11 protein-coding genes are annotated in these 12,968 nt (G+C 62.2%); 2 read left to right on the top strand and 9 right to left on the bottom strand.

The features are described from left to right. Window positions 1-37: 37 nt before the first annotated feature. The 9 genes from CLU91_RS01040 to CLU91_RS01000 all read right to left on the bottom strand — a co-directional run bounded on the left by CLU91_RS01040 (window position 38) and on the right by CLU91_RS01000 (window position 10,853). Entirely contained in the window at window positions 38-676 is a 639-nt protein-coding gene (locus tag CLU91_RS01040) for an ANTAR domain-containing response regulator (protein WP_100872599.1), read from the bottom strand. Between the two features lie 74 nt (window positions 677-750). Beyond that, window positions 751-2,250 carry a CoA-acylating methylmalonate-semialdehyde dehydrogenase gene (locus CLU91_RS01035; RefSeq protein ID WP_100872598.1) on the bottom strand — a complete coding sequence of 500 codons (1,500 nt, stop codon included), beginning with the start codon at window positions 2,248-2,250 and terminating at the stop codon, window positions 751-753. Window positions 2,251-2,264: 14 nt separating this feature from the next. After that, entirely contained in the window at window positions 2,265-3,062 is a 798-nt protein-coding gene (gene iolB, locus CLU91_RS01030) for a 5-deoxy-glucuronate isomerase (protein ID WP_100872597.1), read from the bottom strand. Beyond that, window positions 3,059-3,979, bottom strand: coding sequence for a myo-inosose-2 dehydratase (gene iolE / locus CLU91_RS01025; protein ID WP_100872596.1), 921 nt, complete (start codon window positions 3,977-3,979; stop codon window positions 3,059-3,061). Before iolE ends, iolB begins: the two co-directional genes overlap by 4 nt. Continuing rightward, complete coding sequence (iolD, locus tag CLU91_RS01020) at window positions 3,976-5,808, bottom strand: 3D-(3,5/4)-trihydroxycyclohexane-1,2-dione acylhydrolase (decyclizing) (protein ID WP_100872595.1); 1,833 nt, start codon at window positions 5,806-5,808, stop codon at window positions 3,976-3,978. The genes iolE and iolD overlap by 4 nt, the downstream gene beginning before the upstream one ends. Beyond that, window positions 5,805-7,751 carry a bifunctional 5-dehydro-2-deoxygluconokinase/5-dehydro-2-deoxyphosphogluconate aldolase gene (locus CLU91_RS01015; protein WP_100872594.1) on the bottom strand — a complete coding sequence of 649 codons (1,947 nt, stop codon included), beginning with the start codon at window positions 7,749-7,751 and terminating at the stop codon, window positions 5,805-5,807. The genes iolD and CLU91_RS01015 overlap by 4 nt, the downstream gene beginning before the upstream one ends. A gap of 8 nt (window positions 7,752-7,759) precedes the next feature. Continuing rightward, on the bottom strand, window positions 7,760-8,545 hold the full coding sequence (locus CLU91_RS01010) for an ATP-binding cassette domain-containing protein (RefSeq protein ID WP_100872593.1): 786 nt from the start codon (window positions 8,543-8,545) through the stop codon (window positions 7,760-7,762). 3 nt (window positions 8,546-8,548) lie between these two features. Further along, window positions 8,549-9,670 carry an ABC transporter permease gene (locus CLU91_RS01005; RefSeq protein WP_100876522.1) on the bottom strand — a complete coding sequence of 374 codons (1,122 nt, stop codon included), beginning with the start codon at window positions 9,668-9,670 and terminating at the stop codon, window positions 8,549-8,551. Window positions 9,671-9,848: 178 nt separating this feature from the next. Beyond that, window positions 9,849-10,853 carry a sugar ABC transporter substrate-binding protein gene (locus CLU91_RS01000; RefSeq protein ID WP_100876521.1) on the bottom strand — a complete coding sequence of 335 codons (1,005 nt, stop codon included), beginning with the start codon at window positions 10,851-10,853 and terminating at the stop codon, window positions 9,849-9,851. A gap of 260 nt (window positions 10,854-11,113) precedes the next feature. Between CLU91_RS01000 and CLU91_RS00995 the strand changes: the two genes are divergently transcribed. Beyond that, window positions 11,114-11,980, top strand: a complete 867-nt coding sequence (locus tag CLU91_RS00995) for a MurR/RpiR family transcriptional regulator (protein ID WP_071077880.1) — start codon at window positions 11,114-11,116, stop codon at window positions 11,978-11,980. Beyond that, window positions 11,973-12,959 carry an inositol 2-dehydrogenase gene (gene iolG, locus CLU91_RS00990; protein ID WP_100872592.1) on the top strand — a complete coding sequence of 329 codons (987 nt, stop codon included), beginning with the start codon at window positions 11,973-11,975 and terminating at the stop codon, window positions 12,957-12,959. Before CLU91_RS00995 ends, iolG begins: the two co-directional genes overlap by 8 nt. Window positions 12,960-12,968 lie beyond the last annotated feature (9 nt).

The following is a 12,968-nucleotide window of genomic DNA, read 5'->3' as shown; positions in this document are numbered from 1 at the left end:
AAGTACGCACTGATGTGGTGCATTGCACCACATCGACTCATCCCAGCAAGTCCTCCACGTCGAGGATGCGCTGGGCAATGTCCGCCAGCTTCAGCTTTTTATTCATCGCCATGCTGCGCAGCCGCTGGTAAGCCTGCTCTTCCGTCAAGCCCTGGTGCGTCATCAACAGGCCCTTGGCCCGTTCGATCACCTTGCGCTCCAGCAATTTGTGCCGCGTGTCGAGCAATTCGGCGCGCAATTTTTCTTCCTGGCGAAAGCGCGCCAGGGCCACGTTCAGCACGGGTTGTATGCGCTCGGCCTGCAAGCCGGCCACGATGTAGGCCGATACGCCGGCCGCCATGGCCGCGTCGATGCTGGCCGTGGCGCCGTCTTCCGTAAACAGGACGATGGGGCGGCGCTCGTCGCGCGTGGCGATGACGATATGTTCGAGCACGTCGCGCGCGTCCGATTCGGCGTCGATGATGATGAGGTCGGGCTGCAGTTGCGCGATGCGCTCGGGAAGGTAGAGGTCGGCTGGCAGCGAGGCTACGATGTCGTAGCCCGATTCCAGCAAGCCGATGCGCAAGGCATTGCCGCGCAACACTTGGGCAGCCAATGCCGCATCCGCGTGCACGCCGTGCTCGACGATGGTGTTGACGACAACGATGCGCAAAGGCTGGGTACGGCTGGACGTCATGGGAACGATCTGCAATGGCTAAACACAACCATTGCAGTAAGCAAGAAGCGAACCAGCCGGTTTTACAGCGGATTTTACTTCAGGGTCGGCATGGCAAATTCGGCGCCAGCCGCCGTCGAGGCTGGCCAGCGCTGGGTCACGGCCTTTTGTTTCGTATAGAAACGCACCGATTCCGGGCCATGCGCATGGTGGTCGCCAAACAGGCTGCGCTTCCAGCCGCCGAAGCTGTGGAAAGCCATCGGCACGGGGATCGGCACGTTGACGCCCACCATCCCCACCTGCACCCGGTGCGTGTATTCGCGCGCCGTATTGCCGTCGCGCGTGTAAATGGCCGTGCCGTTGCCATACTCATGCGCGTTGACCAGGTCCAGCGCCGTGGCAAAATCGGGCACGCGCACGATGCACAGCACGGGGCCGAAGATTTCTTCCTTGTAGATCGTCATCTCGGGCGTGACATGGTCGAACAGGCTGCCACCGAGGAAAAAGCCGTTTTCGTGGCCGGGCAAGACGAAACCGCGCCCGTCACTGACCAGCTTGGCGCCTTCCTTGACGCCGGTGGCGATGTAGCCAGCAATTTTATCCTTGTGCACTTGCGTGACGACGGGGCCCATTTCCGCCGACAAATCCATGCCCTGCGTAATCTTGAGTGCTGCGATGCGCGGCACCAGCGCTTCGACCAGCTGGTCCGCCACATTGCCGACCGCCACGACGACGGAAATGGCCATGCAGCGCTCGCCGGCCGAACCGAACGCGGCGCCCATCAGGGCATCGACCGTCTGGGGAATATCCGCGTCCGGCATGACGACCATGTGGTTTTTCGCGCCACCCAAGGCTTGCACGCGCTTGCCCTGCGCGCAGCCGGTGGCATAGATGTATTCGGCAATCGGCGTGGAACCGACAAAGCTGACGGCGCGCACATCCGGATGGTGCAGCAAGCCGTCGACGGCTTCCTTGTCGCCCTGCACTACATTAAAGACGCCGTCGGGCAAGCCCGCGTCCGTCAACAGTTGCGCCAGCAGCAGGCTGGCGGAAGGATCGCGCTCCGACGGTTTGAGGACGAACGTATTGCCGCAGGCAATCGCCATCGGGAACATCCACATCGGCACCATCACGGGAAAGTTGAACGGCGTGATGCCGACACAGACACCGAGCGCCTGGCGGATCGACCAGGCATCGATGCCGCCGGCCACCTGTTCCGAATATTCCCCCTTCATCATTTGCGGGATGCCGCAGGCGAACTCCACCACTTCGATGCCGCGCGTCACTTCCCCTTTGGCATCCGTAAACACCTTGCCGTGCTCCGCCGTGATCAGGGCGGCCAATTGATCCGAGTGTTCTTCCAGCAATTCCTTGAACTTGAACATGACGCGTGCGCGGCGCAGGGGCGAGGTTTGCGACCAGGCGGGAAACGCCGCATGGGCGGCGGCCACGGCCGCGTTCAGTTCGGACGGCGTGGCCAGCGACACCTTCGCCGTCACGGCGCCCGTGGCGGGATTGAAGACGTCGCTCGTGCGCTCGGAGCGCGAAGCCATCGGGTTACCACCAATAAAGTGGCCGATCATCGGGGTTGTCATTGTCTTGTCCTAGGTTATTTCGTCATCAGCCAGTCATGGGCCGGGTCATTTTTAAAGTGCCACACGCGTTTCGGGCCGGCCATCACGTTCAGGTAATAGCCGTCGTAGCCATACGGCACGGTCACGGGGTGGTAACCCCTGGGCACCATTACCACGTCGTGGTTTTCCACGGCCATGGCTTCATCGATGGAACGGTCATCCGTGTAGACCCGTTGGTAGGCAAAGCCCTGCTCCGGATGGAGGCGGTGGTAATACGTTTCTTCCAGCGAACTTTCCAGCGGCACGTTGTCGCTATCGTGCTTGTGCGGCGGATAGCTCGACGAGTGGCCGGACGGCGTGACCACCTCGACCACCAGCAAGCCATCGGCCTCGGCTGTCTGCGGCAGGATGTCGCACACATAGCGCGTGTTGGCGCCCTTGCCGCGCACGGAGCGCGTCATGGTCGATGGCTCGATCAGGCGCGCCGGACGCTGGGTCGTGGCCGGCGCGCTGCACAGCGCCACTTCCGCAGCGCTCACCGCCGTGATGCTGACCTTAGTTTCCAATGGGACATACACGGCATACGGCGAGCGGTCTTCAAAAACGCTGGCGCGATTGCCGATGGCTTCCCAGCGCTGTTCGCCCGCCTGCACGGTGACCGTGCCCGTCAGCACGACGATGCACAGTTCGCGGCTACCCGTCTCCAGGTTCAGGGGCTCGCCGGTGGCCAGCCGGTGCGCGGCGAAACCGACATGCGTCCAGCCGGCCGACTCGGGCGTCACCTCGACGATCTTGCCGCCGGCCTTGTCCGCTTTGACCAGCAGCGGGCTCATGCCGCTTCCCGTTTCAAGCGGGGAATCGCGTCGACCAGGCGCGCCAGGTAATCGTGGCCCATTTTTGCATACTGGTAACTGGGCGCCACGGCCGGGTCTTGCTCCGCTTCCACCACCAGCCAGCCCTCATAGCCATGCAGATATAAACGCGTGAGGATGGCCGGAAAGTCGATGCTGCCGTCGCCGGGCACGCTGAAGGCGCCATTGATGACGGCTTGCAAGAAACTCCAATGGCCATTTCTCGCCAGTTTCACCACGTTCGGGCGCACATCCTTGCAATGCACGTGGCAAATCCGTTCGATGTGTTTGTTGAGCACCGCCAGCGCATCGCCGCCGGCAAACGTGATGTGGCCCGTGTCGAACAGCAAGCCGACCTCGGCTCCCGTCAAGGCCATCAGTTGATCCACGTCGGCCGGCGTTTCCACGTAAGCGCCCATATGATGGTGGTAGGCGAGGCGCACGCCGTGCGCCAGCAGGTGGGCGGCAAAGGCCGTCAATTTGTTGGCGTATTCCTGCCATTGCTGCTGCGACTGGAAACGGGGGCGCTTATATAAAGGACGCGCTTCGCCCTGGATGGCGTCAGCCACTTCGCCGTAGACCATGACGGTGGCGCCGCTGTCGGCCAGCAAGCGCAAGTGCGATGCCACGGCGGCGATTTCCTCTTCCACTGAGCGGTGCGCCAACCGTCCCGAATACCAGCCGGAAACACAGGCAAGATTGTATTTTCCCAGCACGGCGTTCAGGGCCGGGGCATCTTTTGGAAACTTGTTGCCCAGCTCGAAACCCACGTAGCCGATCTCGGCGCCTTCCTTGAGGGCCGTTTCCAGCGGCGTTTCGCCGCCCAGGCTGGGCAAGTCGTCGTTCATCCACGAGATCGGGTTAATGCCGATCTTCACATTCCATGTCGGTGCGTTCATTGTATTTGTCCTTGGCGGTCAAGTTCATAACGGGCGCGCGCAGCTTGCACGGCTGGCTGGGTGGAGACCTCGGGCACGGCCACTTCCCACCAGCAACCGCCCTCTTCGGTCGTGCGCGTGTCGTCCGTATCGATGCAGATCAGGTAGGTACGGCTGGCTGCCCGCGCGCGCAGCATGGCCTGTTCCAGTTCGCTAATGTTGGCAACGTGTTCGGACAGCGCGCCCAGCGATTGTGCATGCAGGGCGAAGTCGATGTGTGGCGCGCTATCGGGCAGCATATTGTTGAATGATGGATTACCGCAGGCCTGCTGCAGACGGTTGATGCAGCCATAGCCCCGGTTGTCGAGCACGACGATGATGAGTTTTTTGTCCACCATGACGGAGGTGGCGATTTCCGAATTCATCATCAGATAGCTACCATCGCCCACCATGACGATGACCTCGGCTTCCGGTTTCGCCATCTTGACGCCGAGGCCGCCGGCGATCTCATAACCCATGCACGAGTAGCCGTATTCCATGTGGTAGCCGCCCGGCGTTTCCGTGCGCCACAGCTTGTGCAGCTCGGCCGGCAAGGTGCCCGCCGCGCAGACGACGATATCGTTCCGGGTGGATTCCCTGGATGAGCGCTGCACGGCGCCGATGACTTCGCCGTCGTACGGCAAGCCGGCGACTTCCCTTTTCCCGGTAATGGACGCCACCGTCGCGCGCCACGCGTTCCCTGCCTGCTGCGCCCGCTCCATCCACTGGCCCGCGCTATTCCAGCTGCCCAGCAGGCGCGACAGGCCTTGCAAACCGAGTGTCGCGTCCGCCTGCAAGCCCAGACCCCGGCGTTTCAGGGCGTCAAAACGGTTGACGTTCAGGCTCACCAGTTGCGCCTGCGCAAACAGGGAGTTGGAACCCGTCGTGAAATCCTGCAAGCGCGTGCCGACGGCCAGCACCACGTCCGCGTCCGCTGCCAGGCTGTTGGCCGCAGGCGAGCCCGTCACGCCGATGGCGCCCAGCTGCAAGGGATGGTTCCATGGCAGAGAACTTTTGCCGGCCTGGGTTTCCGCCACGGGAATGCCATGGCGTTCGGCAAACGCCTGCAAGGCGACGCTGGCCTTGCCGTACAGCACGCCGCCGCCGGCCAGTATCAGCGGCTGCTTCGCGTTTTTCAACAACGCTGCCGCTTCTTCCAGCTCCTGCTCGACGGGCGGCACGGCGCGGAAACGCACGATGCGCGGTTCAAAAAAGTCGGCCGGATAGTCATACGCCATCGTCTGCACGTCTTGCGGCAGCGATAAAGTGACGGGACCGCAGGCGGCCGGGTCCGTCAAGGCGGCAATGGCGCGCGGCAAGGCGGTCAACAACTGTTCCGGATAGACGATGCGGTCGAAATAACGCGACAGCGGCTTGAACGCATCGTTGACCGACACGCTGCCATCGGTGGCGTCCTCCAGCTGCTGCAGCACCGGGTCCGGCGCGCGCGAGACGAATACGTCGCCCGGCAACAGCAATACCGGCAGACGGTTCACGTGCGCCAGCGCGGCGGCCGTCAGCAAGTTGGTGGCACCGGGGCCGATGGAACTGGTCACCGCCATCATGCGCCGGCGCATGTGGGCTTTCGCATAGGCGATGGCCGAGTGCGCCATCGCCTGTTCGTTATGCGCCCGATACGTGGGGAAGCTGTCGCGGTACTGGTACAGCGCCTCGCCCAGTCCCGCCACGTTGCCGTGGCCAAAGATGGCGAAGGCGCCGCCGAACAGCGGCTGTCCATCGTCCGTGCGCAAGGCGGCCAGGTAGCGCACGAGGGCCTGCGCCATGGTCAATCTGATCGTGGTGGTCTTCATGCCGCACGCTCCAGGTGCTTGCGCGTGCGTTGCCACAAGCTGATGAGTTGTTCGAAGTTGGCGCGCACGGCGGCGATCAGGCCCGCATCGTCGATTTCACCGGCCAGCCAGCGGCGGCTCGGTTCCTGGAAGATGGTGCGGCCGACCATGAAACCCTTGCAAGTACGGCTGGCGCTGGCTTGCTCGAAACTGGCGGCCAGGGCGGTAATCGGCGCGTTCAAGCCCAGCAACACGACGCCACGGCAATACGGATCGCGCTCGTGCACGAGGGCATCGATGGCTTGCCATTGCTGGGCTGACATGCTTTCCAGCTTCCACCATTCCGGGTAGATACCCAGGTTGTACAGGCGCTTGACGGCACGCAAGACCTTGTCGTCACTGTGCGGCAAGGCTTCCGACGGTATGACTTCCAGTAACAGTTCGTGACCGCTCACTTGCGCCGCGTCGTACAGGGCCTTGATCTGCGCTTCCTGCTCCAGACGGTTTTCCACGGCATCGTCCGGGTGCAGCTGCACCAGGCATTTGATCACGTGTTCCTTGGGCCAGCTGAGCAGATGCGAACCGATGGAGCGGCCCCAGTCGAATTGCAGCGGATTGGAACCGGGCAATTCCACGGGCCGGCCGATCCACCATCCCCGCCCCGTCGCATCGTTGAGCGCGTCGACGCCATAGCGTCCATCGATCAGCACGCCCGTCTTGCCGGCCAGCTGCAAGGCTGTTTCCGTCTGCGCCACGGCTTGCACCATCAATTGCTTCAAGGCCGAGATACGCGACTCGGATGCGCCCGTCTGTTGCGCCAGCTCAAAGAATTGCGTGCGGTGGTCAAAGGCAAACACGCACAGCTCATCCCACTGCTGGCGCGCGACCGTGGTGCGGTGCAGGCGCGACAAGGTGGCGTCCTGGTCCGGCTGGGTCAGCTTGGCTGCGTTGGCCAGGAAATAGTCGAGCTCGACGGGCGATGGCATGGCCGGTGCGCAGCCGTGGCGCGACACGACCAGGGCGCCGCAGCCATTCGCATAGCGGCAGCACGCTTCGTAATCCTCGCCGCGCAGCCAGCCTTTCAGGAAACCGGACAGAAAAGCGTCGCCCGCGCCCAGCACGTTCAGCACTTCCACGCGCACGCCACGGTAGTTATACGCGTCATCCAAACTGGCCGGCACCACATTGTCGATGACGGCGCTGCCCAACGGGCCCCGCTTGACGACCAGGGTGGCCAGGGTGGCGGCCCGCACGGCGCGCAGGGACGCCATGATGTCCGCGCCGCCGCCGGCGATCATGAATTCCTCTTCCGTGCCGACGATCAAATCAAAATGAGGCAGGATGCTTTGCAGATGTTTGGTCACGCCTTCGTTCGAAACGAAACGCGTTTCGCCGTCCGCCTTGCCCGACAAGCCCCACAGCACGGGCCGGTAATCGATGTCGAGCACGGTGCGCACGTTGTTGGCGCGGGCCAGTTTCAATGCTTGCGTGCTGACGGCGTGCATGGCACTGGTAGAAAAATGCGTGCCAGTGATCAGGAGCGCTTTGCTCGAGGCAATGAAGGCCGCATCCACCGACGCCAGGTCGATGGCCATGTCGGCGCAATTTTCCCTGTAAAAGATCAGGGGGAAGGTGTTTTTATCCTTGATGCCCAGCATGACGAGGGCGGTGAGCCTGTCGCGGTCGATGCCCACATGGCTGACGTCGCAACCCTCTTTCGACAAAGTATCCGTCAAGAAACGTCCCATGTGGTCGTCGCCCACTTTCGACAGCATGGCCGATTTGAGGCCCAGGCGGGCCGTGCCGAAGGCGATGTTCGCCGACGAGCCGCCCAGGTACTTGGCGAAACTGGTCGCGTCTTCCAGGGTGCTGCCGATCTGCTGCGCATACAGGTCCACCGCCAGGCGGCCCAGGCAAATCACGTCGAGCGCGCGGCCCTGGGCAAATTGTGTCGGGTTATTCATGGTTATCCTTAAATCGTGACACCGTCGAGTTCAGCCATCAGCGTTTGCATTTCCGCACCGCCCGCCATCATGTCGAGTACTTCATCCTTGGAAACGGTTTCCTTGGTGTAAGTGCCCAGCGACTTGCCCCGGTTCAAGAGGGTGAACGAGTCGCCCACGGGGTAAGCGTGGTGCACATTGTGGGTAATGAAGATCACGGACAAGCCCCGCTCGCGCGCCTTGTAAATCAGTTTCAGCACATTGAACGACTGCTTCACGCCCAGCGCGGCCGTCGGCTCGTCGAGGATCAGCACGCGGGCGCCGAAGTGGATGGCGCGGGCAATCGCCAGGCACTGGCGTTCGCCGCCCGACATGGTGCCCACGGCCTGGTGCGGGTCGCGCACCATGATGCCCATTTCGGCCAGCTTGTCGCGCGCCGTGGTGGCCGCGTACTCCATATCCATCACGTGCAGCACGCCGAACATTTTTTTGATCGGCTCGCGTCCCATGAAGAAATTGCGCGCCACGGACAGCAGGGGCACCAGCGCCAGGTCCTGGTAGACGGTAGCCACGCCCAGGTCGAGCGCTTCCTTCGGCGAATTGAAGCAGACGCTCTGGCCATCGACCAGGTATTGCCCGCTGGTAGGCCGGTGCACGCCGGCCAGGGTCTTGATCAGGGTCGACTTGCCGGCGCCGTTGTCACCCAGCAGGCAATGCACTTCGCCCGGTTTCAAGCGCAGGGTAACGTTTTGCAGGGCGATGACGGAGCCGAAACGTTTGCTGATGTTTTCCAGCGCAAGGATGTATTCGCTCATGGCTTATCTCGCTTCCGTGACACGTGCACGGACAAAGTTGTTGAACAGTACCGCGATCAGCAGCATGACGCCGAGGAAGACGCGGAACCAGTCCGAATTGATATTCGTATAAGTAATGCCGATCTGCACCACGCCGAAGATCAGCGCGCCGAAGCAGGCGCCGACGACGGAACCGTAGCCGCCCGTCAGCAAGGCGCCGCCGATGACGGCCGCGATGATGGCTTCGAACTCCTTTTGCATGCCGCGGTCGGCGGCAGCCGATCCCACGTCAAATACTTGCAGCGTGGCAAACAGGCAGGCACAGAAGGCGGTGAAGACAAACAGCGATACCTTGATGGTTTTCACGGGCACCCCCACGTTCTTGGCAGCGTTGGCGTCGCCGCCGACGGCGAAGATCCAGTTGCCGATGCGGGTGCGGGCCAGGACAAAGCCGGACACCAGCGCCAGGCCGGCCCACCAGACGATGACCTTGGGTATGCCCTTGACCAGCGGCGCGCCATTGTCGAGCGCCGTGATCCAGCCCGCCTTGGCCATCCAGGCGAACAGCGAGGTGCCCACTTCGCCATGGAACAGGGTCAGGGCCAGCCAGTCGTCGGCGGCCAGCGCGCCAATGCCGCTGACGATGGTGCGGTTGGCAAACATGATGGACAGGGCCAGGGTCAGGCCGCGCAAGATGAACAGGAAGGCCAGGGTGACGATAAACGACGGCAAGCGCGTCTTGATGACCAGGTAGCCGTTGAGCCAGCCCAGCGCCATCGAACCGGCAAAGGCGAACAGGATGGCGGCCCACACGGGCCAGTGGAAATACACGGAAGGGATGGCGATCATCATGCCGGAAAAGCCGATCATGGAGCCGATCGACAGGTCGAATTCACCGGCGATCATCAATACGCAGGCGCCGATGGCGATGATGCCCAGGTAGGCGGCCACTTGCGCCCAGTTGATCACGCCGTCGAGGTTGAACATGCCAGAGTCACCAGCCGTCAGGATGAAGAAGGCGAACACCAGGATGGCGCCCGAGATCGAGGCGAATTCCGGGCGGCTGAACAGCCGCTTGAGCCAGCTGACCTGCCCCACGCGCTCATCAAGGCCCTGCTTTTGCGGCGGCGTGCCCGAGGCGGCCATGCCGCCCTGCTCCACGCTTAATTTCACGGTACTCATGCTATGTCTCCCTTGTTTTATAGCAACCTGCCAGCCTTGCCAACAATTCCAGGGCGGCAGGACCCGCGCGCCGGCAAGCATGGCCTGCGCGCGGGGACAACAACTAAGTATTGATTGAATTGAAAAGCGGGTGCTTAACTGCTTAACGGAACTGGCCGGCGTATTTCTCCACCTTGCCGATATTGTCCTTGGTGACATACCCAGGACCGGAACCGATATGGCGCGGGCCATACGATGGTGCCAGGCCATACTCGGCCAGGCGCGCCTTGAACTTGGCGTTATTGATCAGCTTTTCGCGCACCTTGGCCAGGTCCGTGGTCTTGTCCTGCTTCATGATGGCCAGCACGGCAACGGGGATATAGCCTTGCAGGTACGGTTGCTGGTCGATGGCGAACTGGATGCTGCCATCCTTGATCGCTTTCGAGATGTCATCGGACAGGTCGAAGGTGGCGAACCACATCTTGCCCTTCAAACCCATTTTTTCCAGCGCCTTGAGCGAAGCGTGGGCCGAGGTCGGTCCCAGCGCCAGCACGGCCTGGGTTTTCGGATTGTTGCGCAGGAAGGCGCTCAGCTTGCTTTCGATGGTGGTCGGGTCTTCGCCCGCATCCAGGGTGGCGGCCTTGAAGTCGACGCCGATGGCTTCGGCAAAACCGCGGCAACGCTCGAACGACGAAGGATTCGTCGCGTAGTGGTTGACGCAGACGAAGGATTTGATGCCGGCCGCCTTGGCTTTTTCGCCCGCGCCCTTGCCTGCCTCAAATTCAGGCTGGCCCACATGCATCACGGCGCCCAGCTGTTCGCTTTGCGCCAGGGTGCCCGAGTTGATCGTAATAAAGGGGATTTTCTTCGCCGCCACCAGGCCCAGCGGTTTTTGCAGCACGCTGAAATCGGCGATGCTGACGATCACGCCGTCGTAGTTGCGGGCGGCCGATTGCTCGACCAGGCGCGCCATATCGGCCAGGTCGCCATTCGGCGGGTTGCGGTAGTCGACGCTGACATTGAAGTCTTCACCTGCTTGCTTGACGGAATTTTTGATCGTATTCCACCAGGAATCGGAATCGGGCGCATGGCTGATCAACACGAATTTCTCGCCCGCCGCGTGGCTGGCGCTCATGCCCAGACCCAGTCCCAGGCCGAGGCCCAGCATGGCCAGGCGCTTCAGAAATCCCTTACGCTTATTGCTTTGCATGAATGTCTCCTTGAAGGATGAATTTTTATAGTTGCCAGCTTTTGAAGCGTGTCAGCGGGGAGCCGGAAAGCCGGCAAGACCCGATGCACTGCGCACAGCTTAGGCCACAAAAAAGACAAATGCAATAAAATTTTCAAAATAAATTTAAATAGAAAATCATTTCTATTTTCTGAATTCAATCCTATAATTCTCGCCAGAACCAGCCCAAAGGAAACAACATGGCAGCCACCGCCCCCATCGAACAACTGATGCAACACATCGCCGCCGAGTACGACAATCTGTCGCGCCAGTTGAAAGTCATCGCCCAATACATCGAGAAGCACCGGGCCAGCCTGATGCTCGAACGCATCAGCGACATCGCCACCGCTTGCGACGTGCAGCCGTCGGCCATCGTGCGTTTCGCGCAGCGCTTCGGCTACACGGGCTTTTCCGAAATGCAAGACGTGTTCCGCCAGGCTTACACGGACCAGGCCGGCGCCACGCCCGATTACCAGCAGCGCATCCGCAAGCTCATTTCCACGCGCGACGCGGCGCTGAGCGCAGGCGACCTGACGCGCGAATTCGTCGGCGCCAGCCGTGCCGGCCTCGACGACCTGGCGGCCGGACTCGACGACGCGCAGCTGGAAGCGGCCGTCAATCTGCTGCTCAAGGCTGAAAATATCTATGTGATCGGCGTGCGCCGGTCCTTTCCGATCGCCTCCTACATCGCCTACGCGCTGGAACACACGGACAAGCGCGTGCACCTGATTAGCGGACTGGGCGGCATGCACCGCGAACAGATGCGCAGCGTGCGCGAACGCGATGTGGCGATCGCCATCAGTTTCTCGCCTTACGGCAAGGAAACCCAGCAGTGCATCAAGGCGGCGCAAGACAAGGGCGCCAAGGTCCTGGTGATTACCGACAGCAAGCTGGCCCCGCTCGCGCGGGCCGCCGACGCGCTGCTCACCGTCACCGAGGGCAGCGCCTTCGCCTTCCGCTCGCTGACCAGCACCATCTGCCTGTGCCAGGCGCTGTTCATCGCGCTGGCATATAAATTAGAGCTCGACATCGAAGAAATCCACACCCCAGGAGAACATGATGATTGAAGTAGCGTTGTTCGGCGCCGGACGCATCGGCAAAATCCACGCGGCCAACCTGGCTGCCCAACCCGGCGTGCAGTTCAAGTATGTGGTCGACGTCAACCAGGAAGCGGCCGCCGCGCTGGCCGGCCTGCATGGCGGCAGCAGCGCGACTGTCGAGGCGGCGCTGGCCGACCCGGCCATCAAGGCCGTCGTCATCGCTTCCAGCACGGACACGCACGCGGACCTGATCCTGCGCTCGGCCGCTGCCGGCAAGGCCATCTTTTGCGAAAAGCCCGTCGACCTGACCCTCGACCGGGCGCGCGCCTGCGCCGCCGCCGTCAAGGAAGCCAAGGTGCTGTGCATGCTGGGCTTCCAGCGCCGCTACGATCCCACTTTCAATGCCGTCAAGACACGCATTGAGGCGGGCGAAATCGGCACGCCGCAGTTGCTCATTGTGACCAGCCGCGATCCGGGACCGCCACCGGTCAGCTACATCAAGGTGTCGGGCGGCATCTTCAAGGATATGCTGATCCACGATTTCGACATCTTCCGCTGGATACTCGACGATGAAGCCGTCAGCGTGCACGCCACGGGCAGCTGCCTCGTCGACCCGGCCATCGGCGAGGCGGGCGACCTCGATACGGCCGTCGTCACCATCCGCACGGCGAAGGGACGCTTGTGCCAGATCAATGCCTCGCGCCGCGCCGCCTACGGCTACGACCAGCGTTTTGAGGTGCTGGGCAGCGCCGGCATGCTGCAAGCGGGCAACCACAAGCCGACGGAAGTGACGGCCTATGGTTCGGTGAATGTCAGCGTGGACAAGCCGGAAGATTTTTTCCTGGAACGTTACCGCGTGGCGTATGCGCAGGAAATGGCGCATTTCTTTGACGCCCTCAGCCACGGCACGCCGCTGCGCACCACCGTGCACGATGGCTTGAAGGCACTGGAATTGGCCGAGGCGGCCACCCTGTCGTGGCGCGAACAGCGCGTGATCACTTTATAAACCAATAAT

It is taken from the genome of Janthinobacterium sp. 64 (assembly GCF_002813325.1).
GTDB lineage: Bacteria > Pseudomonadota > Gammaproteobacteria > Burkholderiales > Burkholderiaceae_D > Janthinobacterium.
The sequence above is the reverse complement of the archived record's forward strand: the minus strand, read 5'-3'. Positions and strand labels throughout refer to the sequence as shown.

Excerpts from the sequence above, each read along its gene's own strand:
- CLU91_RS01040 (WP_100872599.1), bottom strand. The coding sequence starts at position 676 with ATGACGTCCAGCCGTACCCAGCCTTTGCGCATCGTTGTCGTCAACACC.
- CLU91_RS01035 (WP_100872598.1), bottom strand. The coding sequence starts at position 2,250 with ATGACAACCCCGATGATCGGCCACTTTATTGGTGGTAACCCGATGGCT.
- iolB (WP_100872597.1), bottom strand. The coding sequence starts at position 3,062 with ATGAGCCCGCTGCTGGTCAAAGCGGACAAGGCCGGCGGCAAGATCGTC.
- iolE (WP_100872596.1), bottom strand. The coding sequence starts at position 3,979 with ATGAACGCACCGACATGGAATGTGAAGATCGGCATTAACCCGATCTCG.
- iolD (WP_100872595.1), bottom strand. The coding sequence starts at position 5,808 with ATGAAGACCACCACGATCAGATTGACCATGGCGCAGGCCCTCGTGCGC.
- CLU91_RS01015 (WP_100872594.1), bottom strand. The coding sequence starts at position 7,751 with ATGAATAACCCGACACAATTTGCCCAGGGCCGCGCGCTCGACGTGATT.
- CLU91_RS01010 (WP_100872593.1), bottom strand. The coding sequence starts at position 8,545 with ATGAGCGAATACATCCTTGCGCTGGAAAACATCAGCAAACGTTTCGGC.
- CLU91_RS01005 (WP_100876522.1), bottom strand. The coding sequence starts at position 9,670 with ATGGCCGCCTCGGGCACGCCGCCGCAAAAGCAGGGCCTTGATGAGCGC.
- CLU91_RS01000 (WP_100876521.1), bottom strand. The coding sequence starts at position 10,853 with ATGCTGGGCCTCGGCCTGGGACTGGGTCTGGGCATGAGCGCCAGCCAC.
- CLU91_RS00995 (WP_071077880.1), top strand. The coding sequence starts at position 11,114 with ATGGCAGCCACCGCCCCCATCGAACAACTGATGCAACACATCGCCGCC.
- iolG (WP_100872592.1), top strand. The coding sequence starts at position 11,973 with ATGATTGAAGTAGCGTTGTTCGGCGCCGGACGCATCGGCAAAATCCAC.